Origin of the sequence: Sphingomonas sp. Leaf34, from assembly GCF_001421805.1 — a bacterium.
Classification (GTDB): domain Bacteria; phylum Pseudomonadota; class Alphaproteobacteria; order Sphingomonadales; family Sphingomonadaceae; genus Sphingomonas.
The window spans coordinates 511,621-536,084 of record NZ_LMLC01000003.1; the positions used below are offsets into that span (position 1 = coordinate 511,621).

Here is a 24,464-nt window from a genome sequence, read left to right on the forward strand (position 1 = left end):
AGCGGCAATCGCATGAGAAACCGACCGTCGACCCTTGTCTCCGCCGCCGCACTGGGGCTCACCACAGCGTTGGGCGGCCCGGCTGGAGCGGCCGATCCTACCGGCCCACGCCTCGACGGGCTGATCGGTGATCATGCCGTGCTGCAACGTGGTCAGCCGATCGTCGTGCGCGGCGCCAGTGGACCAGGACAGCCGGTCACGCTCCGGCTCGCAGGGCGCAGCACGACGGTGACAGCCGATCGCCAGGGTCGGTTCGAGACGCGTCTGCCCGCACTCCCAGCGGGCGGGCCGTACGACCTGACTCTCACGGCCGCTGGCGGTACGACGACGGTGCGCGACCTGCTGATCGGCGACGTGTTCCTGTGTTCGGGGCAGAGCAATATGGAGCTTCCGGTCAACGCCGCGCAGGATCTCATCCCCGACGCGCATCCCCCGCTCGACGATCACCTGCGTCTCGTGACGATCGCCAAGACGAGCAGCGAGACGCCGTTGCCGCGGTTCGCGACGATGCCGCAATGGGCGGTGGCGGGACCGGACACGGTACCCGCTTTCTCCGCGGCCTGTTTCTACATGGTGCAGGCCTTGCGCCGCAGCGAGGGTGTGCCGATCGGTGCGATCCACGCGAGCTGGGGCGGCTCGCGGATCAGCGCGTGGATGGACGACGCGGCCTTGCGATCCGCCGGGATGGCGCGCGAGGCGGCGCTGCTCTCGCGACACGCCAGGGACCCGGTGGTCGCGGAGCGCGGCGCTTCGACGATCTGGGAGGAGTGGTGGCGGCGTGGCACCGGCGACGTGGCGGGTCGCGAACCGTGGCAGCCCGACGCCGCGCTCGACTGGAAGCCCGTGCCGAAGATGGCCAATTTCGAGCTTTGGGGCGTCGCCGCGCTCGCCGACTATCACGGCATGATCTGGTATCAGCGCGTCATCACGCTGACCGAGGCGCAGGCGCGCGGCGCGGCGACTCTGGCGATCGGCGTCGTCGACGATGCGGACCGCACCTGGATCAACGGGATCGGCGTCGGCGGCACCAGCAACGCGGCCCGCGCCCGCGTCTATGCGTTGCCCGCGGGTGCGCTGAAACCGGGGCGCAATGTCATCACCGTCAACGACGACGACGTCTATGCCTATGGCGGGATGACCGGCCCGGCGGACACGATGAAGCTGACGCTGGCGGATGGGACGCCTATGCCGATCGGCGACGGCTGGCGTTACGCGGTCGCCAAACGCGTGCAGGGCAATGCACCGCGCTCGCCCTGGGACGACATCAACGGCGCGGGGACGCTGTATAACGGCATGATCGCGCCGCTCGGATCGACCGCGCTCGCAGGGATTGCCTGGTGTCAGGGCGAGTCCGACACCGGCCTGCCTGGATACGAGACGCGACTCGCGGCGATGACCCACGGCTGGCGCGAGCAATTCGGACAGGCGACAATCCCGCTCGCGGTCGCGCAGCTCGCCAATTACGGCAAGCCGCCGATCGCGCCGGGCGAGAGTGGCTGGGCCGACGTCCGCGAGGCGCAGCGCCTGATGGCGGCGCGCGATGGTCATGCCGGTGTCGCGGTGACGGTCGATCTTGGCGATCCGCTCGATATTCATCCGGGCGAGAAGCATGCCGTTGGACAGCGTCTCGCGCGTGTCATCCGCCCGCTCGCCTATGCCGGCCGCAAGCCGATGGGTCCGAGTATCGCCACCGCGTCGCGCACTGATGACGGCGTGGCGCTGCGCTTCGCCGGGGTGACGGGATCGCTCCATGCGCAGGCGTCGCGCATCGCGATCGGCTTCGAACTCTGCGGTCCAACGGCCGGCAGTTGCCGCTACGCGAACGGCCTGGTCCAGGGCGACCGGGTGACGCTCGCGCCCGATGGCTGGCCTGTGGTCCGCGTCCGCTATGCCTGGGCGGACAGCCCGGTCGTCAATCTCGTCGACGACGCGCAACTGCCGGTCGGACCATTCGAAATCCCGCTTCCCTGACGTTAGACGATGGAGAAACGCCATGCGTGCATATCCAATTTCTTGGCGCGGTGGCGTGGTTGTGGCAGCGACCCTGGCGGCGACCGGGCAGATTTGCGCGCAGGCTCCTGCCCCGGCGATCGCGTCGAATGCGGTCGACCCCGACGCGTATCGCGCCGCAGCGGCTTTGGTCGCGCGGCTAACGATCGACGAGAAGATCGCGCAGTTGCTCAATGTGGCCCCAGCGATTCCCCGCCTTGGCATTCCGGCCTATAACTGGTGGACCGAGTCGCTTCACGGCGCGCTCGGCCCTGTCCCAACCACCAATTTCCCCGAGCCAATCGGACTCGCCGCAAGCTTCGACGCGCCGTTGCTGAAGACCGTGGCCGGCGCGATCAGCACCGAGGTGCGGGCGCTCCACACGCTCGGTCGCGCCACGGGGCGTCTCGGCAAGATCGGCACCGGGCTCGACACCTGGTCCCCCAACATCAACCTCTTCCGCGATCCGCGTTGGGGGCGTGGCCAGGAAACCTATGGCGAGGACCCGTATCTGACCGCCACCCTCGGCGTGGCGTTTATCCAAGGCATGCAGGGGCCCAACCCGGCCTCGCCCGACGTAATCGCCACGCCTAAGCATTTTGCCGTGCATAGCGGTCCTGAATCGACGCGGCACAGCGCCGACGTGATCGTCTCGCTGCACGATCTCGAGGACAGCTATCTGCCCGCGTTCCGCGCCGCGATCGTAGATGGCAGGGCGGGCTCGATCATGTGCGCGTACAACCGCGTCAACGGCCAGCCAGCCTGTGGCAGTACAATGCTGTTGAAGGACCATTTGCGCGGCGCATGGGGGTTCCGCGGCTATGTGGTGTCCGATTGCGATGCGGTCGTCGATATCTCCGAGCATCACAAATACGCACCGGACCCGGCGGCAGGTGTCGCAGTCGCGCTGAAGGCGGGCGTCGACAACGAGTGTAACGGCGCGACGCTGTCGGGAACGCCGAATCTCGGCGCGCGCTACAGGGAGGCACTGACCCGCGGACTGATCGTGCATGCCGATATCGATCGCGCACTGATTCGCCTGTTTTCCGCCCGCTATCGCAACGGCGATCTCGTGCGCGGCATCGTGGCGCGCACGCCGACCCCCGTCACCCGGATCGAGACCGCGGCGCACCGCGCGCTGGCACAGCGCATGGCGGCGGAAAGTTTGGTGTTGCTCAAGAACGACGGCGTCCTGCCGCTAAAGCCGGGCGCGCGGATCGCGCTGATCGGTCCGCTCGCGGATGCGACGCGCGTGCTGCGCGGCAATTATTCGTCGCCGCAGAGCGCCCCGCCAATCTCGGTCGATGCGGGCTTGCGGCAGGTGATGGTGGCGGGAGGCCGGGTGACGCTGATCCCGTTCACGGCGTCGATCACCGATGGCGATCCGGTCCCCGACACGGCCTTCGTCACCCCCGACGGCAGACCGGGTCTGCATACCGACTATTTCAACGCGCGCGCTGCGGCGGGCGGAGATCCGAACAAGGCGACCTATGCCACCACGGCGATCGCGACGCACATCGAGCGCAACGTTCGGTCCGGTGCCGCGCAACTGCGCACCGTCGGCGAGCGGCACAAGATCGTCTGGACGGGTGCGCTGGTCGCCCCCGAGACCGGCACATACCGGATCGCGCTGACCGGGGTGACGGGCGCGATCACGCTCGACAATAATCGCAGCATCGCCGCCAATACCGCATCGCGCTGGGCCGAACCGCTCCACCTGAGCGACGTGGACCTGGTCAAGGGCGCGCGGTATCCGCTGCGGCTCGAGGCGGAGTCGAGCGGATCGGGTCTTCCCGGCGTCGTCTGGAAACGCATCACCAGGACGCCCGAACGCGATCTGGCGGCCGGGATCGCCGACGCCGACGTGGTGATCGCGGTGGTGGGATTGACCTCCGATCTCGAAGGCGAGGAAATGCCCGTCAAGGTCGACGGATTCGCGGGCGGCGATCGCAGGTCGCTATCGCTGCCCGCCGACCAGATAGCGCTCCTCGAACAGGCAAAGCGCACGGGCAAGCCGCTGATCGTCGTCGCCATGAACGGCAGCGCGATCGATCTGCGCTGGGCCAAGGCCAATGCTGCGGCGATCGTCGAGGCCTGGTATCCCGGACAGTCGGGTGGGCTCGCGGTCGCCGAGACGCTGATGGGCACAATCAATCCGGCCGGGCGGCTCCCCGTCACCTTCTACGGCGACGTCGCGGCGCTGCCCGCGTTCGACGATTACGCGATGACCGGCCGCACCTATCGCTATTATACGGGGACGCCGGTCTTTCCGTTCGGTCACGGGCTCAGCTACACATCGTTCGACTACGCCCCGTTGCGCCTGACGCCCGCAGCCATCGGTGCCGAGTATGGGCTGCGCGCCACGACCACGGTCCGCAATACCGGCAAGCGCGCGGGCGACGAGGTGGTCCAGTTGTATCTAAACTTCCCCGATACGCCTGGCGTACCCCGGATCGCCTTGCGCGGGTATCGCCGGATCACGCTCGCGCCGGGCGAAAGCAAGGCGGTGACATTCGCCCTGTCGCCGCGCGACCTGAGCAGCGTGACGCCCGACGGCGTGCGCCAGGTCGTGGCTGGGCAATACCGGGTGAGTGTCGGCGCGGGCCAGCCCGGAACCGGCGTCCCCACCCGCTCGGCTAATTTCACCACCGCATCGACGATCGCGCTGCCGCGATGACGCTGCTTGCCCCACATCGGTTACTGGCTTGCAAAGCCGGGAGGGACATCGCTAATGATACCGCTACCGCGTATGGGCCGCGGAGTTGGGGTTCGGGCGACGCAGGTCGCGCGACCGTCGCCCGCTATGCACAGGTCGATCATTATCCCGATCCCATCCCTCCCCCAATGACCGATACAGACTCGCCGGAGACGTTGCCGTGACATTCGCTTTCGATACCCTCGACGCCCTTGGACCCGATTGGCGTGAGGGGCGCTGGATCGGTCGGATCGACCGCGGCGAAGGCCCTACCCCCGTGATCATTGCCGACGGCATCGTGTTCGACATGAGCAGGGTCGCGCCGACGGTGGCCGAACTCGTCGCGCGCGACCTGCTGGACGCCGATGCGGGCGAAGCGATCGGCGACCTTGATACGCTTGGATTGTCGGTCGAGGACCTGCCACGACTGCTCAGCCCGATCGACGTTCAGTGCGTCAAGGCAGCGGGCGTCACCTTCGCGGTGTCCGCGCTGGAGCGCGTTATCGAGGAGCAGGCGCGTGGCGACGCCGGTGCCGCAGCCGCGGTCCGTGGCCGACTTGAGGAGCGGATCGGCGGCGGGCTCGCACGCGTCGTGCCCGGCACGCCCGAAGCGGCGGCGTTGAAGACCGCGCTGATCGAGGAGGGGCTCTGGTCGCAATATCTCGAGGTGGCGATCGGCCCCGATGCGGAGATCTTCACCAAGGCGCCATCGCTGTCGACGGTCGGCTGGGGTGCGCAAATCGGTGTGCGATCGGACTCGACCTGGAACAATCCCGAGCCCGAAATCGTGCTGCTGGTCGCCCCCGATGGCCGCGCGGTCGGCGCGACGATCGGCAACGACGTCAATCTGCGCGATTTCGAGGGGCGCTCGGCACTGCTGCTCGGCAAGGCGAAGGACAATAACGCGTCCTGCTCACTCGGCGCGTTCGTCCGGCTGTTTGACGAACGCTTCACGATCGATCACGTCCGCGCCGCCGAAGTCGCGCTGCGGATCGAAGGGACCGACGGCTATGTGCTCGATGGCGCGAGTTCGATGAGCCAGATCAGCCGCGACCCTGAGGAGCTGGTGCGTCAGGCGCTAAGCGAGCATCAATATCCTGATGGCTTTGTGCTGTTCCTCGGCACGTTGTTCGCGCCGACCAAGGATCGTGACGATGCCGGTCGCGGCTTCACGCACAAGCCTGGCGACACCGTTTCGATCGCCACGCCGGGGCTCGGCCGGTTGGTCAATACCGTTACCACCTCGAAAGCCGCACCGCCCTGGGAATTCGGGCTGGTCGCACTGATGCGCAACCTGGCCGCACGCGGGCTGTTGTCGGCATGATCTATCCGAAGAACGACGTGCTGCAGAAAACCGCCGGCCGCCACGAAGGCGCCGTCTATCCCTCGCTCCGCAACAAGCGCGTGATCGTCACCGGCGGCGGATCGGGCATCGGCGCGGGCCTTGTCGAGGCGTTCGTCGCGCAGGGCGCGAAGGTCGCATTCGTCGACGTCGCACGCGCCGACAGCCTCGCTTTGGTCGAACGGCTGAGCGGAGGTGCGGATCATGCGCCGAGCTTTCATCCGCTCGATCTGACCGATCTCGACGCGCTGAAGGCTACGTTCACCGCGATGATCGACCAGCTTGATGGCGTCGACATCCTGCTCAACAATGCCGCCAATGACGATCGCCACACCGTGGATGAGGTCACCGCGGACTATTGGGACCAGCGGATGAATGTGAACCTGCGCCACGTGTTCTTCGCAGCACAGGCGGTGGTGCCGTCGATGAAGGCTGCGGGTGGGGGTGCGATCGTCAATTTCGGGTCGATCAGCTGGCATCTCGCGCTCAAGGAACTGATCCTCTACCAGACGGCGAAGGCCGCGATCGAGGGGATGACGCGCAGCCTCGCGCGCGATCTCGGCCGCGACAATATCCGCGTCAACGCGATCGTGCCGGGCAATGTCCAGACCCCCCGCCAGGAAAAATGGTACACCCCCGAGGGCGAGGCGGAGATCGTCGAGGCGCAATGCCTGGACGGTCGCATCCAGCCGTCCGATATAGCCGCGATGGCGCTGTTTCTTGCGTCGGACGATGCGCGTATGTGCACCGGACACAATTATTGGGTGGATGCAGGATGGCGGTAAACGGCGAGGTCGACAGTGGCGTGGAACGCGTCCTGGGTGTCGGTGCGGTGCTCGGCGAAGGGCCAGTGTGGCTCGACGATGCGCTGTGGTTCGTCGATATCAAACAGCATCATGTTCACCGCTTCGATCCCGCGACCGGCAATCACCGTACGTGGACCGCACCGGCGCAGGTCGGCTGGGTCCAGCCGATGGCGGATGGCGGTATGCTCGCGGGGCTGCAGACCGGGCTTTATCGGTTCGATCCGGCCGATGGCAGCTTCGCGCATTTGCACGTCGTCGAGCCAGACGCGCCCGGCAACCGTCTGAACGATTCGACCGTCGATGGGGCGGGACGGCTATGGTTCGGATCGATGGACGATGGCGAGAGCGCGACAACGGGCCTCATCTATCGCGCGGATGCGGCCGGCGTTGCGCCGGTGGTCGACGGGATCGCCATCACCAACGGCCCCGCGGTGTCGCCCGACGGAACGACGCTGTATCATTGCGACACGCTGGCCGGCACGATCCACGCCTGCACGATCGGCGAGGACGGCAGCCTGGCCGACACACGCATCTTCGCGGCGGTCGACGTCGCGACGCAGGGCTATCCCGACGGACCGATCGTCGATGCCGAGGGGTATGTCTGGGTGTCCTTCTATGGCGGCTGGTGCGTGCGGCGCTATGCGCCCGATGGCGAACAGGTCGCCGAGATCCGCCTGCCCGTCTCCAACGTCACCAAGATCGCGATTGGCGGCCCCGGTGGCCGTACCGCCTATGCGACGACGGCCGCCAAGGGGCTGTCGGACGAACACCGCGCGCTCCAGCCTTATGCAGGCGACGTGTTCGCGTTCGATGCGGGAGTGGCCGGCCAGCCGGCGCACCGGATCGCGACGATAGCGGGCCGCCGTATCGCCTGACCGGCGCGGCGCCGTCGAACACAAAAAGGGCACCGCGGATCGATCCGCGGTGCCCTTTTTCGTTTGGCTCTGTGTGATCCCCCCCGCCAGGGGGGAGCTGGCACCGAAGGTGACGGAGGGGGCGGAGACCGCACGGCGGTTGTCCTTCCCCCCTCCGTCTGGCAAACGCCAGCCCCCTCCCCTTTGCGACGGAGGGGCGACGATCAGCCGGTCATGTCCTCGAGTTCGCGACCGCGCGTTTCGTTGACCAGCGCCTTCACGAAGAAGAACGAGATCGCGGCGAAGAACGCGTAGCCGGCATAGGTCACCGCCAGGCCCGGCGACAGCGCAAGCGCGGGGAAGCTGACCGAGATGGCGGCGTTGGCGATCCACTGCGCGAAGCCCGACACCGCCAGACCGGATCCGCGGATCTGGTTCGGGAACATCTCGCCGAGCATCACCCACATGACCGGGCCCCAGCTCGCGTTGAAGAAGATGACATACAGGTTGGCCGCGACCAGCGCGATCATGCCGTTATGGCCCGGCAGCGACACCGCGCCGTCCGCCCCCGTCACCGCGGTCGAGAACGCATAGGCGACCACCGCCAGCGTGACGGCCATGCCCGCCGAGCCGACCAGCAGCAGCGGCTTGCGACCGATCCGGTCGACGGTCGCGATCGTGAACAGGCAGGCCGCAATCGACAGGACGCCCGACAGGATGTTGATCTGCAGCGCATTGTCTTCGGTGAAGCCGACCGCTTCCCACAGCACGGCGCCGTAATAGAAGACGACGTTGATGCCGACGAGCTGCTGGAACACGGCGAGGCCGATGCCGGCCCACAGGATCGGCCGGATCTTGCCCGTGGTCTTGTCGACCAGGTCGCTGAGCTTGGGCTTGTGATGATCGGCGGCGAGCGAATTGCGGATCTCGACGACCTTGCGGTCCGCCTCGGCAGTGCCGAACAGCCGCGTGAGCACGACATGCGCCTCGGCTTCGCGGCCCTTGGCGACCAGGAAGCGCGGGCTTTCCGGGATCACGAGCAGCGCGAGGAAATAGATCGCGGCCGGGATCGCCTGCAGCCAGAACATCCAGCGCCAGGCGGGATAGCCGAGCCAGAAATCGGCAGTCGAGCCGCCGGCATAGCGCGCGAGCGCGAAGTTGGCGACGAACGCACCGGTCAGGCCGGAGATGATCATGACCTGCTGGACGCTCGACAGGCGGCCGCGGATCGAGGCCGGCGTGACCTCCGAGATATAGACCGGCGAGATGACGCTGGCCGCGCCGACGCCCAGGCCGCCGATGATGCGCGCGAAGATGAAGATCCCCGATCCGGTCGCAGCCCCGGCCAGCAACGCGCTGAACAGGAACAGGCCGGCGGCGAGCATCATGACGTTGCGACGGCCGATCGCGTCGGCCAACCGTCCGGCGCCGAACGCACCGACCGCCGAGCCGACGAGGATTGCGCCGACGTTGACGCCGATCCCGAGCCGACCGAGACCAAAGGCGGCTTCGAGACCCTTTTGCGTGCCGTTGATGACACCCGAATCATAGCCGAACATGAACCCGCCGATCGTCGCCACTGCGACGATCGCGGCGATGAAGCCATGGTTTACCGCGGCGTTCCCCTGTAATCCCGCTCCCGGATCTCCACTGTGCATGTTCGACATGTTATTCCTCTCCTGTGCGCCGACCGTTGCGGCCTAGTGTCGTCTGTCTTGGTTTTGGTATTCGAAGCGGTCAGTGATTATGCCGCGGGGTGAGCGCCGCGATGCCGCGGTATTTGACCGCGAAGTCGAGCACCGCGCCATCGGCGAGCTGCCCGGTCTTTTCCCGGTACAGCTCCTCCCACGGCGTATTGCTCGGCGGTATCGGCGGCGCCGATTCGCCGCGCCGCCGTGCGATCTCGTCCGCGTCGACCAGCGCGTCGCACCGCCCCGCCTTGAGGTCGATGCGGATGATGTCGCCGGTCCGCAGCCAGGACAGGCCGCCGCCGACCGCGTTCTGCGGGCTGGCGTTCAGGATCGACGGGCTGTCCGACGTGCCCGACTGACGCCCGTCGCCGAGCGTGGGCAGGGTCATGATGCCGCGCTGGATCAGATGATCGGGCGGCTGCATGTTGACGACCTCGGCCGAGCCGGGCCAGCCAATCGGCCCAGCCCCGCGGATGACGAGCAACCAATCCTCGTCAATGTCGAGCGCGGGATCGTTGATCCGGTGACGATAATCGTCCGCCCCTTCGAACACGATCGCGCTCGTTTCGAACACGTCCTCGGCGCCGGCGCGCTCCAGATAGCGCGCGCGGAACGCCGGCGAGATCACGCTGGTCTTCACGATCGCGACGTCGAACAATTTGCCCGTGAGCACGAGGAAGCCCGCCTGTTCATTGAGCGGCGTGTCGTAGGCGCGCGCGGGGTCCGCGAACCAGTCCCGCGATCGGAAGGGCCGAACCGGTTGCCGTTGCACGCAAAACTCTCCCGTTGGCCCATCGCCGATCCGTCGACGTACGGTATTTCTGGTATCGCTACCATCTTCGGTGCCGACGTCAAGCGCGCTGCGGCATCGTCGAGCATCAGTTTATCGTGCTTTGCGGGCGCGGATCACGCTTGATCCGCGCGCGGCCGCCGCCGCGGTGCGGCGTCCGACTGGCGACGGATCAGCGTGTAGTCGAGCAATCGGTGGCGATCGGCGATTCCGATTCCGGCCGGGCGACGGATGGCGCCGACGAGCATCTCCACCGCGATTCGCGCCATGTCCGCAATCGGCTGGTAGACCGTCGTCAGTTCGGGCCAGATCGCGGTCGACATGATGGTGTCGTCGAACCCGCACACGGTGAGGTCGCCCGGCACGTCGAGCCCGCGGCGATGCGCGACCGCGACGGTGGCGGCAGCCATGTCGTCGTTGGACGAGAAAATGGCGGTCGGCGGCTCGGGGAGCGCGAGCAGTGCCTCGGCGGCGTCGAGCCCCGACCGGTAGGTGTAGAGCCCGGGCTGGATCAGCGTCTCGTCGACCGCGATCCCTGCTTCCTGCAACGCGGCGCCATAGCCTTCGAGGCGACGCGCGCTGGCCGACAAGTTCGGGTTGCCCATGATGAAGCCGATCCGGCGATGGCCGAGCGCCATGATGTGGCGGGTCATCGTCAGCGCCGCCTCGCGGTCGTCGATGCGGACCGCCAGGACATCGTCGGACGGCCGGCCGCTGGCGACCGACACCGTCGGGATCCGCGCCTCGGCAAGCAGGTCGAGGATCGCCTCGGCCTCGCACAGCGGCGGCGGCAGGACGATGCCGTCGATCCCGCCCGCGATCAGATGCCGCGTGACCTCTAGCTCATGCTCGCCGAGGTCGCATTTCTCGACGATGATCTGGACATCGCTGCGCGCCGCCTGATCGAGGCTGCCGAGCAGGAATTCGCTGAGAAAGCCCGCGCTCGGGTTGCTGTAGAGCAGGCCGATCCGAGTCTGCCCCGCCCCGGCCAGGCTGCGCGCGGCGGGGTTGGGCGCATAGTTCAGCGCGGTGATCGCGGCGTTCACCGCGTCGCGCGTGACCGGACGGACGTTGCTTTCGCCGTTGATGACACGCGACACCGTCATCGGCGAGACGCCGGCGCGTCGCGCGACGTCGCTGATCGTGGGTGCGCCGCCCGCGCGACGCGACGGCCTGATCGCCGGAGGGGAAGTGGTTTCCATCGGGCGTAGCGTTAGCGCAACCGCTCGTCGCAGGAAATGGCCGTCGACGTTCGACCGTCTTCGAACTGCGGCGTCCGGGGTGCCCGGTGCATAGGTACGGCGGCGACGGGCGACGGCGCGCCCCTCAAAGTCCGCTTGCCCGACCTGAGCGGCTTGTTATGGTAGCGCTATTTCCGTGACAAGGCGGAGGGCAGATCTCGCAGAGGATCGCTCACATTAGGAAGGATCGAACGGTCATGCAGATTCGTCTACCCGCTCTCGTCATGGGCCTGCCGCTGATACTCGGCGGCAGCGTTGCATTGGCACAGACCGCCGCGCCCACCGCCCCGTCGGCGTCGAAAACTGCGTCGGGCACCGCCAAGAGCGACCCGCGCAGCCCCGATGGCAAGCGCTATCTGTCGCAGCCGCTGGTCAGCAGCATCTATACCGCCGATCCGTCGGCGCACGTCTTCAACGGCAAGATCTACGTCTACCCGAGCCATGACATCGATGCGGGAATCGGCGACGACGATCTCGGCAACCAATATGCGATGCGCGACTACCGCGTCCTGAGCATGGACCGCATCGGCGGCCCGGTGAAGGTCAATGGCGTCGCGGTCGACGTGAAGGATGTGCCCTGGGCGTCGAAGCAGATGTGGGCGCCCGATGCAGCCTACAAGAACGGGACGTATTTCCTGTACTTCCCGGTCCGCGACAAGATGCTCGACAAGAACGGCCTCGGCACGTTCCGGATCGGCGTCGCCACGTCGAAAAGCCCGACCGGACCGTTCAAGGCCGATCCAAAGCCAATCGCGGGCAGCTTCTCGATGGATCCGGCGGTGTTCACCGACGCGACCGGCGCCAGCTACATGTATTTCGGCGGTATCTGGGGCGGCCAGCTCCAGCGCTGGAAGGACGGCAAGTTCGACGCCAACGGCTCGGACACCGACCTCGGCAAGGACGACCAGCCCGCGCTGTCGGGCAAGATCGCCAAGCTCAACCCCGACATGAAGAGTTTTGCCGAGACGCCGCGCGACGTCCAGATCCTCGACGAGGCCGGCAAGCCCGTCCTCGGTGGCGACCATGAGAAGCGCTTCTTCGAGGCGTCCTGGGTCTTCAAGCGCGGCGGCACATATTACTATACCTACTCGACCGGCGACACGCACTTCCTGAACTATGCGACCGGCGACAACCCCTATGGTCCGTTCACCTATAAGGGCCATATCCTGAAGCCGGTGCAGGGCTGGACGAGCCACCATTCGATCGTCGAGTGGAACAAGAAATGGTGGCTGTTCTATGCGGACACGCAGCTGAGCAACAAGAACCACCTGCGCAACGTCAAGGTGACCGAACTGAAGTTCGCACCCGACGGCTCGATCCCGACCATCGATCCGTTCGTCAACTGATGTTCCTCGGAATCGATATCGGCACCTCGGGTGTCAAGGCCGTGGTGCTCGACACGCATGGCAGCGTGGTGGGCCAGGGCACGGCCGCGCTGACCGTGCAGCGGCCGCACCCGCTCTGGTCCGAACAAGATCCCGACGCATGGTGGCAGGCGACCACCGCCGCGGTGCAGGCGATCGACCCGAGTGTCCGCCGTTCGGTGCGGGGCGTCGGCCTCGCGGGCCAGATGCACGGCGCGACGATACTGGATGCCGACGACCGTCCGCTGCGCCCGGCGATCCTGTGGAACGATGGCCGCAGCTTCGCGCAATGCGCGGCGCTGGAGCGCGCCGTTCCCGATCTCCGCACGATCTCGGGTAACATCGCGATGCCCGGCTTCACCGCGCCGAAACTGCTCTGGGTGCGCGAGCATGAGCCCGACGTCTTCGCGAAGATCGCCACCGTGCTGCTGCCAAAGGACTATGTCCGGCTGCTGATGACCGGCGACAAGGCATCGGACCTTTCGGACAGTGCCGGCACGCTGTGGCTCGACGTCGGAGGCCGCTGCTGGAGCGACGAGATATTGGCCGCCTGCGGACTGACGCAGGCGCAGATGCCGACCTTGTTCGAGGGATCGCAGATCGCGGGCACGCTGACCGCATACGTCGCTGCGCTCTGGGGCATGCCCCAGGTTGCGGTCGCAGCGGGCGGCGGCGACAATGCAGCGGGCGCGGTCGGTGTGGGTGTCGTCAAGGACGGCGACGCGCTGCTGTCGCTCGGCACGTCGGGGGTGATCTTCGTCGCGACCAGCGACTTCCGCCCCAACCCTGATCGCGCGGTCCATGCCTTCTGCCACGCGCTGCCGGGGCTGTGGCACCAGATGTCGGTGCACCTGTCGGCTGCGTCCTGCATCGACTGGGTCGCGCGGATCACTGGTGCCGCCGGCGCCGCCGACCTGTTCGCGCGCGCCGAAGCTGCCGGCCCCGCGTGTGGCCCCGAACTCTTCCTCCCCTATCTGTCGGGCGAGCGCACGCCGCACAACGACCCCGAAGTTCGCGGCGCATTCCTCCTCCTCGACAACGACACCGACGCCGGCCGCCTGTCGCAGGCGGTGCTGGAGGGCGTGGCGTTCGCGCTCGCTGACGGTCTCGATGTCCTGCGCGAAGCGGGCACCGTCGTCGAACGGCTCGCGGTCATCGGCGGCGGCGCGCGCTCCCGCTACTGGGGCGAAGTGATCGCGGCGACGATGGAGGTCGAACTCGTCTATCTCCAGGGCGGCGAAGTCGGCCCCGCGCTAGGCGCCGCACGGCTGGCCCAGCTCGCCGTCGATGGTGGCGACCCCGCCGACATCTGCGTCGCGCCCCCCGTCTCGCACAGCATCATCCCCGACCCTGCCCTCGTCTCGGCGCTCGCCGAGAAAAAGGCCGCGTTCCGCCAGGCCTATTCCCGCATCACGCCAAAATCGTAGGAATCCCGATGTCCGACTTCTTCGCCGCTATCCCCCAGATCAAATATGAGGGCCCCGACAGCACCAACGAGCTGGCCTATCGCGTCTACGACAAAGACAAGATGGTCCTTGGCAAGCGGATGGAGGATCACCTCCGCTTCGCCGCGTGCTTCTGGCATACCTTCTGCTGGCCGGGCTCCGACGTGTTCGGCGGCGGGACGTTCGATCGGCCCTGGCATCGCGGTGCCAATGACAGCGCTGCCGCGGCGATGAAGCGCGAGGTCGCGTTCGACTTCTTCAAGACGCTCGACGTGCCCTATTATTGCTTCCACGACGTCGACGTGATGGCCGATGCCGCCACCATCACCGAGCACCGCAAATTCTTCGCCGAGGCGGTCGACCATCTCGAACAGCTCCAGGCCAGTTCGGGTCGCAAGCTCCTCTGGGGCACCGCCAACCTGTTCAGCCATCCGCGCTTCGCGGCCGGCGGCGCGACCAACCCCGATCCGGAAGTGTTCGCGTTCGGCGCGATGCAGGTGCGCGACGCGCTCGAGGCGACGCATCGCCTGAGTGGCCAGAACTATGTGCTGTGGGGCGGTCGCGAAGGCTATGAGACGCTGCTCAACACCGACATGAAGCGCGAACTCGACAATTTCGGCCGCTTCCTGAGCCTGGTCGTCGAGCACAAGCACAAGATCGGCTTCACCGGCACGATCCTGATCGAGCCGAAGCCGTTCGAGCCGACCAAGCATCAATACGACTTCGACACCGCCACGGTGTACGGCTTCCTCAAGCGCTACGGCCTGGAGAACGAGGTCAAGGTGAACATCGAGGCGAACCATGCGACGCTGGCCAGCCACACCTTCGAGCACGAGATCGCGACCGCGGCGGCGCTGGGGATCTTCGGGTCGATCGACGCCAATCGCGGCGATCCGCAGAATGGCTGGGACACGGATCAATTCCCCAACTCGGTCGAGGAACTGACGCTCGCCAATCTCGAGATCATCCGCGCTGGCGGGTTCACGACCGGCGGCTTCAACTTCGACGCCAAGGTGCGGCGCCAGAGCATGGACCCGGCGGACCTGTTCTATGGCCATGTCGGCGCGATCGACGTCGTCGCGAAGGGCCTGCTGAACGCGGCCAAGCTGATCGAGGACGGCCGGATCGATGCGATCAAGGCCAAGCGCTATGCAGGCTGGGACGGCGAGTTCGGCGGCGCGATCGGCGGGCTGGACCTTGCCGGGATCGCCGATCTGGCGGTCGAGCGCGGCATCGATCCGAAGCCGGTTTCGGGGCAGCAGGAGCGGATCGAAAACCTGATCAACCGCGTGCTGTAACCCGGCGTCGGCTGTCCTCCCCCCGGCGGGGGAGGATTGCAGCGCCACACTATCGGCTGGCGGTATCTACCACTGCCGATTGCGGGGCAGCGCGCCGTTCGATCCGATATTGCGCGACGATGCCGATGTGATCCGACAGCATCGAACCATCGGCGCGGCGGCCGAACGGTGCGGCCAGCGCGATGGGCGTGATCGCGATCGTTGGCGAGGCGCGATACATCAGCCAGTCCTTCGCCCGGCCGAGCGATTCTGCCATCGCCAGCGGCTGGGCGACCGGACAGGCCGGTGCGGTGCTGCACGTGACGGCGGCGGCCTGAAGCAGGTCGCTCCCGCCGAACATCCGCAGATCGAAATGCGCACGCCGGGCCAGGTCGCGACCGACGTTGAAATCGCCCGCGACGAGCACCGGCCGATCACCCGCCCCCAGGGCGGCGATGAAGTTCGAAAGCAGATCGAGCTGCCGGCGATAGGCATAGATTGCCCGCGTATTTGCGGCGCCCGATGCGCCGTTCGAATTGAGATGCGTGTCGATTACCAGGATCGGTGTGGCGATCCCGGGCACCGCGATCAGCGCCGCCAGCGCGCCTTTGTTGGCGAGGCAGTCATATCCGGCGCACACCGGGTACGCCATGCGTCGCACCGCAACGATCGGATAGTCGGAGAAGATCGCCAAGCCGCTGTCGACATGCTTGCCGAGCCGCTCGCCGACCAGCCTGCTGCCATCCGCGACGAACCCGCCATCACCCGGCGCGCGGGCGCCATCCGCATCCTCGGCCGGGCCGAACGCGACATAGCGATATCCCGCAGTCCGGCCGATCGCCTTGGCCTCGGGGACGAACGCCTCCTGAACCGCGACGATGCCGGGCTGGACATGCCGGTCGCGCATGATCTTCAACTGGTCGCCAATCGCCTGCAACGCGGACGAGCGGTCCTCGACGATCGGCCAGGGCAGGCCGTGCACGTTATACGTCATCAGCGTGACGGCGCGTGCGGCGGGGGTGGCGGCAGGCGAAACGGTCGCCAGCATCGTTGCGGCCACGACAAGCGCCGTGAGATACCGAAGCATGATATCGTCCTATGCGAAGCAGGTAGAAAAAAGGCGCGGCTACCGCTTGATCGGGGCGAACGAGAACAGCCCGCTGCGATAGTTCATCACGACATGCGTCGTCGTCAGGCCGTCATGGACGACGACCGTCGCCTGATCGGCGTGCGGCTTCGAATGCCCCAGCCTCGGGTTGCTCGCAAAACCGATGCCGTCGTGCAGCAGGCTGAAACCGTGACCGCCGTCGCGCGCATGGACGACGCTCAGCGCATAGGCGCCCGGCGCAGGAACGCGCAGGCACAGCGACACGATTCCCGCCGCCGGCACGGTCACAACTGCGCGCCGGAACACCTTGCCCTGCCCGATCAGCACATTGTCGTCGGCAAGGAAATCGCCGTCCTTCGCCGGATAGAGTTCGGCGCGGAGCACGCCGACACGGTCCTTCAGTCCGTCCACGTCGACGATCAACGCCGGCCCCTGCTCGTGCGGACGGCAGCGCGCTTCGGCGGTACCGAGCGCCGGGGTCGAGGGCGGCGTCACCGCGAGGGTCAACAGGGCAAGCAGGATCACGTGGTACGCTCCATGGTCACGAGTTCGACGGCGGTCAGCACGGCGCCGAGCAGCAGATGAGTGATGAGCCAGAGCCCGGCGATCATCGTCAGCACCGCGGTCACGTCCGAGGTCCGCCCGACGGTGAACGCCACCAGCCCGGCGAACACGATGTCCTTGTTGGGCAACAGCGGCAGGCGCGACACCAGCAGGCGCAGGGTGGCCAACGCCAGCCACCAGGCGAGCGGCGCGGCGGGCATCACCACTGCCCACAGCACCGCGGCGAACAGCGTGGTTGCGACGATCCGGACGACGTGAATGACCGCGATCCGGCGCAGTTCGTGCCGCGGCAACGTCAGCAGCGTCTTGCGGAGAACGAGCGTGACGAGCGACGGGATCGCCATGCTGGCCGCCGATAGCGTCATCACCTTGGCATCCGTGCCCAGATGCAGCGCGCCGAGCGTCGGCCAGCTGACCAGCGCGAGCGCGAGCGTGCAGACATTGGCGACCACCGCCGACAGGATCGCGACGTCCTTGATCGCGCCGAACGGCGTCCCGACCATCGTCGCGTGTTTGCGGGCCCAGCCATAGAAATACAGCTCGCCCGAATAGCCAAGGACGATCTCGTTGCTGATCCGCTTGCGCAGCAGCGCCAGGATCCCGTTCGGCGGCAACTGCCACAACCGGCGATAGATTACCCATTCGCTGAACGGCGTGACCAGATAGCCGAGCGCGAAGATCGTCCAGAACAGCGGCGAGCGCGGCACCATGCGCAGCATCTCGCGAACGTCGATCCCGCGCAGTTGCCACAAGGCGGCGATCAGGATCGCGGCGGACAGCACGGGTGCGAGCCAGCGGCCGAGGACATTCTTGCGCACGATCGTCGGCGTCAGCGGCGGCAGATGTACGCGCGCCAGCGGCGGCAGTCCCAGCGGTATCGGCCTGTCGCTCATGCGTCTCTCCTTCGAACGATACGGGGTTCGGGACATCTTGCCGATCGCACGTCGGCGGGATGGGAGACGGGCAGGCAAACCGTGATCATGGCCGAACGACGCCGCCGTTTGCGGCTGGCCCCAGCCGCTGCTGTCGCTGCGGTGAAATAAATTTTTGGCAAGGAGGGGGCAGGACTGCGGACGCGGATCCGCCGTGCCGTCCCGTCGACAGTGTTGCCATGACGAACGAGAGCGAGAATATCGTGCAGACCGACAGTGCCGATCGGGCGTCGTTACGGGCGCCCCCTGCCGACAGGCGATTGATCGTATCGATCCACGACGTGTCGCCCACATTCGCGTTGCCGATCGCTATGCTTGCCGAGCGGATCGCGACGATCCTGGGCGGGCCACGGTTCGCAATGCTCGTGGTGCCCGATCACTGGGGCAGCGCGCGGATCGATCAGTCCCCCGCGTTCGTCCGGCGGCTGCGCGACTGGGCGGATGCGGGCGTCGAGATGTTTCTTCACGGCTGGTACCATCGCGACACGAGTGCGCATCGCGTCGGTGCCAGCGCGTTGAAGGCACGCTACATGACCGCTGGCGAAGGCGAGTTTCTCGGGCTCGACGCGGGCGAGGCGGAACGCCGCATGCGCGCCGGTCGCGATATGGTCGAACAGGCCATCGGCCGCCCCGTCGCCGGATTCATCGCCCCCGCCTGGCTCTATGGTCCGGGCGCGCATGCCGCGCTGAAAGCCTGCGACTTCGCGCTGGCCGAGAATCATGTCCGCGTCTGGCAGCCGCGGACCGGCGCGATCGTTGCGCGCGGTCCGGTCGTGACCTGGGCCAGCCGCTCGCCCGCGCGCACCGCCAGTTCGCTCGCTGTCGCCGCCGCCGCACGCATGTTGCCCGACTGGATGCCGACGATGCGCGTCGCGGTGCATCCCGGCGACGTCACCAAGTCGTCGCTGCTGACCAGCATCGACCGCACGCTTCGCACGCTCGCCGAACGCCGTACCGTGTCGCGCTATGCCGAACTGGTCTCCGAGCAGGTCCCGTTGGCGGTGGCAGCATGAAGATCGTCGACGTCTGCGCGTTCTACACGCCGACTGGCGGCGGGGTGCGGACCTATATCGATCGCAAGCTGGTCGCGCTCGCCGACCGCGGTCACGAGATCGTCGTGATCGCGCCGGGCGAAGAGGATCGCGAGGAACGGCGCGGGCCCAATGCGCGCGTGCGCTGGCAGCGCTCGCCACGCTTTCCGCTCGACCGGTCCTATCGCTATTTCGCCGATCGCGACGCGCTCCACGCCATGCTCGACGAAGAGGATGCGGATGTCGTCGAGGTGTCGTCGCCGTGGCGCAGTGCGTCGATGGTCGCGGACTGGCGGACGCGGTCGGGATCGCGCGCGCGGCTCTCGCTGATCGCGCATGCCGACCCATTATCCGCTTATGCCTATCGCTGGTTCGGCAACGTCGCGTCGACGCACGCGATCGATCGTGCGTTCGACTGGTACTGGCGCCATCTGCGGCGGCTCGACGCGCAGTTCGATCATATTGTCAGCGCGAGCGAAAGCCTGACGCAGCGGCTGCGCGAGGGCGGTCTGCGGAAAGTGACGACCGATCCGATGGGCGTCGAGCCGGGCCAGTTCTCGCCACGACTGCGCGATCCCACGCTGCGCCGCGAGATGCTCGCGCTGTGCGGACTTGGCGAGGATGCACTGCTGTTGATCGGCGTCGGGCGCCATGCACCCGAGAAACGCTGGGACATGGTCGCGCAGGCCGCAGCGATCGCCGGCACGCAGGCGCCGGTCGGGTTGCTGATCATCGGCGGTGGCTCTCGCCAGCGGCGCGTGATCGAGGCGATCGGCGACAATCCACACGTCCGCCTGCTCGAGCCGGTCCGCGATCGCGGCGCGGTGGCGCGGCTGATGGCCAGCGCCGACGCGCTGATCCATGGTTGCGAGGCGGAGACATTCTGCTTCGTTGCCGCAGAGGCGATCGCGTCGGGGTTGACGCTGATCGCACCCGACCGGGGCGGCGCGGCCGATCTCGCCTGCGCAAACGATGGCGCGCTGTATCGCTCGGGGGATGCGCAGGACGCGGCCGAGGCGATCCTCGCCGTGGCTCGCACGATCACGGCCTCCGTGCAGCGCCGCCGCCCGGTCCGAACGATGGACGATCATTTCGACGCGCTGCTCGCGCTCTACGGCGCCGCACCCGCGATCGATCACACCCGACGGTATCAGCAAGGAACGGGACGATGACCGCGATCGCGCCACAGCTTTTCATCGCAGACGAAACGCCGCGCTTCGTCACACCAATCGTGCGCGCGACGCGGAGCGAGCAGGACGATTTGCTCGACCTACCGCAGACGGTGGCGGCGTCGCCATGGCGTGCGCCGCTCTTCTACCTTTCGTTCGTGGCGGGCGCGGTGCTGCTCGTCGCAATCGCGATCGTCCTGACCTGGCGAATGGTCACCGGGTTGCGCCAAGCCTGACCGGCGCCGACATTTCGGGGGCGACTTCCGATCGGTCAACGGGCAAGACCCGCATGATGACGTTCGGAGCCATGCCGTAGCCGACACGGACCCTCTTCGGCCCGCCGGTCTGTCGGCGGTGCTTGCGGCGCATCGCCTGCAGCTCGTCCGGTTCTTCACCGGGCGGACGGGCAGCGTCGCGGACGCCGAAGACGTCGTGCAGGAGATCTGGCTGCACATCGCCGAACCTATCGCGGGTCCGATTGCCAATCCGGTGGCCTATCTTCACCGGATCGGTATGAACATCGTCCTCGACCGCGTCCGCGCGAACGGCCGGCGGGTGCGCCGCGACAGCGGCTATGTCGATGCGACGACGACCATCATGGGCGGTGCCGAGGCGGTCGACGACGCACCGTCCGCGTTCGATGCAGTCGCCGGACGCCAGCGGATCGCGCAACTCGCCGCCGCGCTCGCCGGTCCGCCCGAAGGCGCGATGCGCGTGTTTCGCCGCCACAAGATCGACGGCCTGTCGCACGCCGAGGTGGCCGCCGAGTTCGGCATCAGCCGTAGCGCGGTCGAAAAGCATGTCGCGGTCGCGCTGCGCCATCTCAGAAAGGCGCTAAATGATTGAGTTTAGCGCCGGACTGCGGTGGGCTGCCCGTGGTGGCGTCTATCAGGCGAGCGGGGGGCATCCGCTCGGAACGAGGGTGCCGTGATGGATGCAACGACCCAGGATCCGATCGACGCGGCGGCCGCCTGGCACGCGCGGATCGATGCGCCCGACATGGACTGGGCGCGCTTCGGCGACTGGCTCGCCGCCGATCCGTCGCACCGCGCTGCCTACGACTCGGTCGCGCTACTCGATGCAGAGATCGGCGCGGCGGCCCCGGCGATCGCCGCTGTGCTCCCGGCAAACGACGACCGCCTCGCCGACCGACCTCCTGTCGCGCGTTCGTCCCGCTGGCGCTGGATGGCGGGCGGTACCGGCGGTGCCCTCGCTGCGGGTCTGGCATTGCTCTTCGTCATGTCGCCCGTCGCGAATACCGGGGATCGCGCCGTGCTTTATGCCACCAACGCCGGTGACACGCGCGCAATCACGCTGGCCGATGGCAGTGCGATGCGGCTCGATCGCGGCTCGCGCGTGTCGGTGTCGGGCGGCACGACCCCATTGATCGAGATCGCGGACGGCGCGGCCAGCTTCTCCGTGCGTCACGATCCATCGCGCACGGTGATCGTTCGCGCCGGCGGCTATGACATCCAGGACATCGGCACGCGCTTTGCCGTCGTCAATGCGCAGGGGCGAATCTCGGTAGCGGTCGCCGAGGGCAGCGTCCGTGTTTCGCCGCATGTCGACGACGGCAGCCCGCCGACCACCCTGACCGCGGGCCAGCGGATCGACATCGACCCCGCCGTCGGGATCGCCGAGCGGCGCACTGTCTTACCGGCCTCGGTGGCGGACTGGAGCGACGGCCGCCTCGATTATGACGGCGCGCCGTTGACGCTGGTTGTCGCCGACATATCGCGGTATGCCCGCGCCCCGCTGGTGGTCGATCCGTCCGCCGCCGAACTGGTTTTTTCCGGGGTTTTGACGATTGGCGACGGCTCGCGGCTTCTCGATCAGCTTCGTGCGGTACTGCCGCTGCGCCTGCGTCGCGCTGACGGCGTCGTCCATATCGAGCGCATCGGTTCACGCTGAGCCCCCGCGCGGCAACCCCGCGCGCATCGTCCTTCCCGCCGGATCGCTGCGGATCGCGCTCGACGCGCTCGCCCGCCAGACCGGCATCTCGATCGGCATGGCCGGCGCACTACCCGATACGCCGCCCCGGAAGACAACGCGCGCCAGCAATGTTGCGCAGGCGCTGAAGCGATTGCTCGCGGGAACGCATCTGCGCGCGGTCCAAATCGATGTAGCAACCTGGCGGATCGAACCGCTGCCCCGTCGGCCGGACTCCCCGCATGCCGTCGCACCGCCGATCACCGAAGGTGGCGATATCATCGTCACCGCCAGCAAGCGCGACGAACGGCTATCGGACCTGCCCGCGTCGATCAGCATCCTCGGCGGCCCGTCGCTCGACCGGCTCGCCGGCAAGCGTGGCCTAGTCGATCTGCTCGCGACCACCGACGGCGCGTTTTCGACCAATCTCGGCCCCGGCCGTGATCGCGTATTCCTGCGCGGTGTCGCCGACAGCGCATTCAATGGCACCAGCCAGTCGCTCGTCAGCCTGTATCTGGACGACGCGCGGATAGGCTATTCCTCGCCCGATCCCGATCTGCGGATGGTCGACATCGACCGCGTCGAGATCCTTCGCGGACCGCAGGGTACGCTGTACGGCACCGGCGCGCTTGGCGGCGTGATTCGCATCGTCACCACCGCGCCCGAGCTCGACGACGTTTCCGGCAGCGTCGCGGGCGAAGCGACCGGCATCAACAACGGCGCGTTCGGGGGCGCGCTCGACGCGACGCTCAACCTGCCGATCGTCACCGGGACGCTCGCCCTACGCGCGTCGGGCTGGACCGAGACGATGCCCGGTTGGATCGATGACACCGGCCGAGACAAGAGTGATGTCAACCGAACCACCCGCAGTGGCGCTCGCGCCGCACTGCGCTGGGCGATCGGCAAGGGCTGGAGCGCGACCGCGAGCGCTGTCGCGCAATCTATAGAGGGGCGCGACAGCCAGTACGCGACCAAGGGGCTCGCGCGCGCGACCGCTCTTGCCGAACCGCAGGCCAATGACTTCGTGTCGGGCTCGCTCGATGTACACGGCCCGATCGGCAGCCTCGACGCGCAGTCGACCACCTCGGTCGTCTCGCATGAATTCGGCAGCACCTACGATGCCAGCATTCTGGCGGGGGCACTCGGGACGGCCGCGCCCGTTGCCTATGTCGAGGATCGGGCGATCCGGCTCCTGACTCAGGAGGTCCGGCTCAGCGACCCGACGGCGCGCCACCCCTGGATCGTCGGCGCGTCGATCCTGCATGCGACCACGCGCCGCAAAGGCCGCTTCGAAACGGATGCGACCCGCGCAATCGCACGCGACGACAAGGAAGCGGTGTTCGAGGCGGCGATGTTCGCGGAGGGCACGCAGCGACTGTCGTCCGCGCTCGACCTGAAGATCGGCCTGCGCGGCTTCCTGACGGTGAACGACATCGAGCAGCAGGGCCCCGACGAGCAGAGCACCACCAAGCTGGGCATCACCCCGAGCGGTACGCTCAGCTGGCATCGTGACGATGCCGGGATGGTCTGGCTGCGTTATGCCAGCGCCATTCGCCCGGCTGGTGTCACGCGCGCGACGATCAGCAACGAACGGCGCATCCCCGGCGACGAATTGCAGAGCATCGAACTCGGCTGGCGTATCCGCGGGCTGGACGATCGGCTGAGTCTCAGCGGGGCGATCTTTGGATCTGTCTGGGAGCATCTTCGCAGCGACGTGGTCGGCTCGGATGGGTTGTTCGGAACGGTCGATGCGGGGGACGCGACGAACTACGGCGTCGAGTTTGGCGGGCGGTTCGACGCAGAGCCCTATATGATCGACTTCGGTACCACGATCCAGCGTGCGCGGCTCACCTCGCCTGCGACGGAGCGTACTGAGCAGGTCGATCGCCGCTTGCCGGTCGTCCCCGATTATTCGGCGCGGCTGAGTGTCACGCGGCGGTTCGCGCTGAACGCGATGCCCGCGCGCGGGTATGTGACGGTGCGTTATATCGGCCAGACTCGACTGAGCTTCGATCCGCTGCTCGATCGTCCCGCGGGCGATTACGCGACTTTCGGCGCGGGCGCGACACTCGACGATGGTGCGCGCCACTGGTCGGTCACGGTCGACAATCTGCTCGACGAACGCGGCAACAGCTTCGGCTTCGGCAACCCCTTTACGCTGGCGACCACCACGCAGACCGTCCCGATCCGTCCGCGCTCGATCACGCTCAGGCTGGCGATCGGGCTCTGATCAACGC

Annotated in this window: 20 protein-coding genes; 14 read left to right on the forward strand and 6 right to left on the reverse strand. The window is 67.4% G+C overall.

From position 1 onward, the window contains the following. Positions 1 to 12: 12 nt before the first annotated feature. The 5 genes from ASF00_RS10865 (at position 13) to ASF00_RS10885 (ending at position 7,707) form a co-directional block, all read left to right on the forward strand. Complete coding sequence (locus tag ASF00_RS10865) at positions 13 to 1,971, forward strand: sialate O-acetylesterase (protein ID WP_055878398.1); 1,959 nt, start codon at positions 13 to 15, stop codon at positions 1,969 to 1,971. A 22-nt stretch (positions 1,972 to 1,993) separates the two neighbouring features. After that, positions 1,994 to 4,666 (forward strand): glycoside hydrolase family 3 C-terminal domain-containing protein, encoded by a 2,673-nt coding sequence (locus tag ASF00_RS10870; RefSeq protein ID WP_055878400.1) that lies wholly within the window; start codon positions 1,994 to 1,996, stop codon positions 4,664 to 4,666. A gap of 199 nt (positions 4,667 to 4,865) precedes the next feature. Beyond that, a complete protein-coding gene (locus ASF00_RS10875; protein WP_055878402.1) occupies positions 4,866 to 6,008 on the forward strand; it encodes a fumarylacetoacetate hydrolase family protein in 1,143 nt (380 codons plus the stop codon). Then, the gene (locus tag ASF00_RS10880; RefSeq protein WP_055878404.1) at positions 6,005 to 6,811 is read left to right on the forward strand and encodes an SDR family NAD(P)-dependent oxidoreductase; all 807 of its coding nucleotides are present in this window, start codon (positions 6,005 to 6,007) and stop codon (positions 6,809 to 6,811) included. The genes ASF00_RS10875 and ASF00_RS10880 overlap by 4 nt, the downstream gene beginning before the upstream one ends. After that, complete coding sequence (locus tag ASF00_RS10885) at positions 6,802 to 7,707, forward strand: SMP-30/gluconolactonase/LRE family protein (protein ID WP_055878407.1); 906 nt, start codon at positions 6,802 to 6,804, stop codon at positions 7,705 to 7,707. The genes ASF00_RS10880 and ASF00_RS10885 overlap by 10 nt, the downstream gene beginning before the upstream one ends. Positions 7,708 to 7,910: 203 nt before the next feature. On the opposite strand, the gene ASF00_RS10890 is transcribed toward ASF00_RS10885, so the two are convergent. From ASF00_RS10890 to ASF00_RS10900, 3 genes are all read right to left on the reverse strand, one after another. Continuing rightward, positions 7,911 to 9,344: a sugar porter family MFS transporter gene (locus ASF00_RS10890; RefSeq protein ID WP_156348322.1), complete on the reverse strand. Its 1,434-nt coding sequence runs from the start codon at positions 9,342 to 9,344 to the stop codon at positions 7,911 to 7,913. A 79-nt stretch (positions 9,345 to 9,423) separates the two neighbouring features. Then, positions 9,424 to 10,149 carry a dihydroxy-acid dehydratase domain-containing protein gene (locus tag ASF00_RS10895; RefSeq protein ID WP_235525749.1) on the reverse strand — a complete coding sequence of 242 codons (726 nt, stop codon included), beginning with the start codon at positions 10,147 to 10,149 and terminating at the stop codon, positions 9,424 to 9,426. A 134-nt stretch (positions 10,150 to 10,283) separates the two neighbouring features. After that, positions 10,284 to 11,369 (reverse strand): LacI family DNA-binding transcriptional regulator, encoded by a 1,086-nt coding sequence (locus ASF00_RS10900; protein ID WP_055878411.1) that lies wholly within the window; start codon positions 11,367 to 11,369, stop codon positions 10,284 to 10,286. A 236-nt stretch (positions 11,370 to 11,605) separates the two neighbouring features. Between ASF00_RS10900 and ASF00_RS10905 the strand changes: the two genes are divergently transcribed. From ASF00_RS10905 to xylA, 3 genes are read left to right on the forward strand one after another with little or no spacing between them, the layout of a single operon-like run. Then, positions 11,606 to 12,754, forward strand: a complete 1,149-nt coding sequence (locus ASF00_RS10905) for a glycoside hydrolase family 43 protein (protein ID WP_055878413.1) — start codon at positions 11,606 to 11,608, stop codon at positions 12,752 to 12,754. Beyond that, the gene (xylB, locus tag ASF00_RS10910) at positions 12,754 to 14,199 is read left to right on the forward strand and encodes a xylulokinase (RefSeq protein WP_055878416.1); all 1,446 of its coding nucleotides are present in this window, start codon (positions 12,754 to 12,756) and stop codon (positions 14,197 to 14,199) included. Before ASF00_RS10905 ends, xylB begins: the two co-directional genes overlap by 1 nt. An 8-nt stretch (positions 14,200 to 14,207) precedes the next feature. Then, positions 14,208 to 15,515 carry a xylose isomerase gene (xylA, locus tag ASF00_RS10915; protein WP_055878419.1) on the forward strand — a complete coding sequence of 436 codons (1,308 nt, stop codon included), beginning with the start codon at positions 14,208 to 14,210 and terminating at the stop codon, positions 15,513 to 15,515. Between the two features lie 49 nt (positions 15,516 to 15,564). Here xylA and ASF00_RS10920 read toward each other — a convergent pair whose 3' ends face one another. Genes ASF00_RS10920 through ASF00_RS19020 form a run of 3 tightly spaced genes read right to left on the reverse strand, consistent with a single transcriptional unit; the run spans position 15,565 to position 18,059 of the window. Next, positions 15,565 to 16,581, reverse strand: a complete 1,017-nt coding sequence (locus ASF00_RS10920) for an endonuclease/exonuclease/phosphatase family protein (protein ID WP_055878421.1) — start codon at positions 16,579 to 16,581, stop codon at positions 15,565 to 15,567. 39 nt (positions 16,582 to 16,620) lie between these two features. Then, positions 16,621 to 17,127 (reverse strand): DUF2141 domain-containing protein, encoded by a 507-nt coding sequence (locus ASF00_RS19015; RefSeq protein WP_055878423.1) that lies wholly within the window; start codon positions 17,125 to 17,127, stop codon positions 16,621 to 16,623. Further along, complete coding sequence (locus tag ASF00_RS19020; RefSeq protein ID WP_235525750.1) at positions 17,124 to 18,059, reverse strand: hypothetical protein; 936 nt, start codon at positions 18,057 to 18,059, stop codon at positions 17,124 to 17,126. The genes ASF00_RS19015 and ASF00_RS19020 overlap by 4 nt, the downstream gene beginning before the upstream one ends. A 218-nt stretch (positions 18,060 to 18,277) precedes the next feature. On the opposite strand from ASF00_RS19020, the gene ASF00_RS10935 reads away from it, so the two are divergent. The 6 genes from ASF00_RS10935 to ASF00_RS10960 all read left to right on the forward strand — a co-directional run bounded on the left by ASF00_RS10935 (position 18,278) and on the right by ASF00_RS10960 (position 24,457). Beyond that, positions 18,278 to 19,111, forward strand: coding sequence for a DUF2334 domain-containing protein (locus ASF00_RS10935; RefSeq protein ID WP_082463375.1), 834 nt, complete (start codon positions 18,278 to 18,280; stop codon positions 19,109 to 19,111). Further along, positions 19,108 to 20,301 (forward strand): glycosyltransferase, encoded by a 1,194-nt coding sequence (locus tag ASF00_RS10940; protein WP_055878425.1) that lies wholly within the window; start codon positions 19,108 to 19,110, stop codon positions 20,299 to 20,301. The genes ASF00_RS10935 and ASF00_RS10940 overlap by 4 nt, the downstream gene beginning before the upstream one ends. Then, positions 20,298 to 20,534: a hypothetical protein gene (locus ASF00_RS10945; protein ID WP_055878426.1), complete on the forward strand. Its 237-nt coding sequence runs from the start codon at positions 20,298 to 20,300 to the stop codon at positions 20,532 to 20,534. Before ASF00_RS10940 ends, ASF00_RS10945 begins: the two co-directional genes overlap by 4 nt. Positions 20,535 to 20,652: 118 nt before the next feature. After that, a complete protein-coding gene (locus ASF00_RS10950) occupies positions 20,653 to 21,144 on the forward strand; it encodes an RNA polymerase sigma factor (RefSeq protein WP_235525752.1) in 492 nt (163 codons plus the stop codon). Positions 21,145 to 21,228: 84 nt separating this feature from the next. Next, complete coding sequence (locus tag ASF00_RS10955; protein ID WP_055878430.1) at positions 21,229 to 22,209, forward strand: FecR family protein; 981 nt, start codon at positions 21,229 to 21,231, stop codon at positions 22,207 to 22,209. Then, positions 22,106 to 24,457, forward strand: coding sequence for a TonB-dependent receptor (locus ASF00_RS10960; RefSeq protein ID WP_156348300.1), 2,352 nt, complete (start codon positions 22,106 to 22,108; stop codon positions 24,455 to 24,457). Before ASF00_RS10955 ends, ASF00_RS10960 begins: the two co-directional genes overlap by 104 nt. The last annotated feature ends 7 nt before the right edge of the window (positions 24,458 to 24,464 follow it).

What these genes read in the sequence shown, in the direction of transcription:
- ASF00_RS10865 (WP_055878398.1), top strand. Translation starts at nt 13, where the DNA reads ATGAGAAACCGACCGTCGACCCTTGTCTCCGCCGCCGCACTGGGGCTC.
- ASF00_RS10870 (WP_055878400.1), top strand. Translation starts at nt 1,994, where the DNA reads ATGCGTGCATATCCAATTTCTTGGCGCGGTGGCGTGGTTGTGGCAGCG.
- ASF00_RS10880 (WP_055878404.1), top strand. Translation starts at nt 6,005, where the DNA reads ATGATCTATCCGAAGAACGACGTGCTGCAGAAAACCGCCGGCCGCCAC.
- ASF00_RS10885 (WP_055878407.1), top strand. Translation starts at nt 6,802, where the DNA reads ATGGCGGTAAACGGCGAGGTCGACAGTGGCGTGGAACGCGTCCTGGGT.
- ASF00_RS10890 (WP_156348322.1), bottom strand. Translation starts at nt 9,344, where the DNA reads ATGCACAGTGGAGATCCGGGAGCGGGATTACAGGGGAACGCCGCGGTA.
- ASF00_RS10900 (WP_055878411.1), bottom strand. Translation starts at nt 11,369, where the DNA reads ATGGAAACCACTTCCCCTCCGGCGATCAGGCCGTCGCGTCGCGCGGGC.
- ASF00_RS10905 (WP_055878413.1), top strand. Translation starts at nt 11,606, where the DNA reads ATGCAGATTCGTCTACCCGCTCTCGTCATGGGCCTGCCGCTGATACTC.
- xylB (WP_055878416.1), top strand. Translation starts at nt 12,754, where the DNA reads ATGTTCCTCGGAATCGATATCGGCACCTCGGGTGTCAAGGCCGTGGTG.
- xylA (WP_055878419.1), top strand. Translation starts at nt 14,208, where the DNA reads ATGTCCGACTTCTTCGCCGCTATCCCCCAGATCAAATATGAGGGCCCC.
- ASF00_RS10920 (WP_055878421.1), bottom strand. Translation starts at nt 16,581, where the DNA reads ATGCTTCGGTATCTCACGGCGCTTGTCGTGGCCGCAACGATGCTGGCG.
- ASF00_RS19020 (WP_235525750.1), bottom strand. Translation starts at nt 18,059, where the DNA reads ATGAGCGACAGGCCGATACCGCTGGGACTGCCGCCGCTGGCGCGCGTA.
- ASF00_RS10935 (WP_082463375.1), top strand. Translation starts at nt 18,278, where the DNA reads ATGACGAACGAGAGCGAGAATATCGTGCAGACCGACAGTGCCGATCGG.
- ASF00_RS10940 (WP_055878425.1), top strand. Translation starts at nt 19,108, where the DNA reads ATGAAGATCGTCGACGTCTGCGCGTTCTACACGCCGACTGGCGGCGGG.
- ASF00_RS10945 (WP_055878426.1), top strand. Translation starts at nt 20,298, where the DNA reads ATGACCGCGATCGCGCCACAGCTTTTCATCGCAGACGAAACGCCGCGC.
- ASF00_RS10955 (WP_055878430.1), top strand. Translation starts at nt 21,229, where the DNA reads ATGGATGCAACGACCCAGGATCCGATCGACGCGGCGGCCGCCTGGCAC.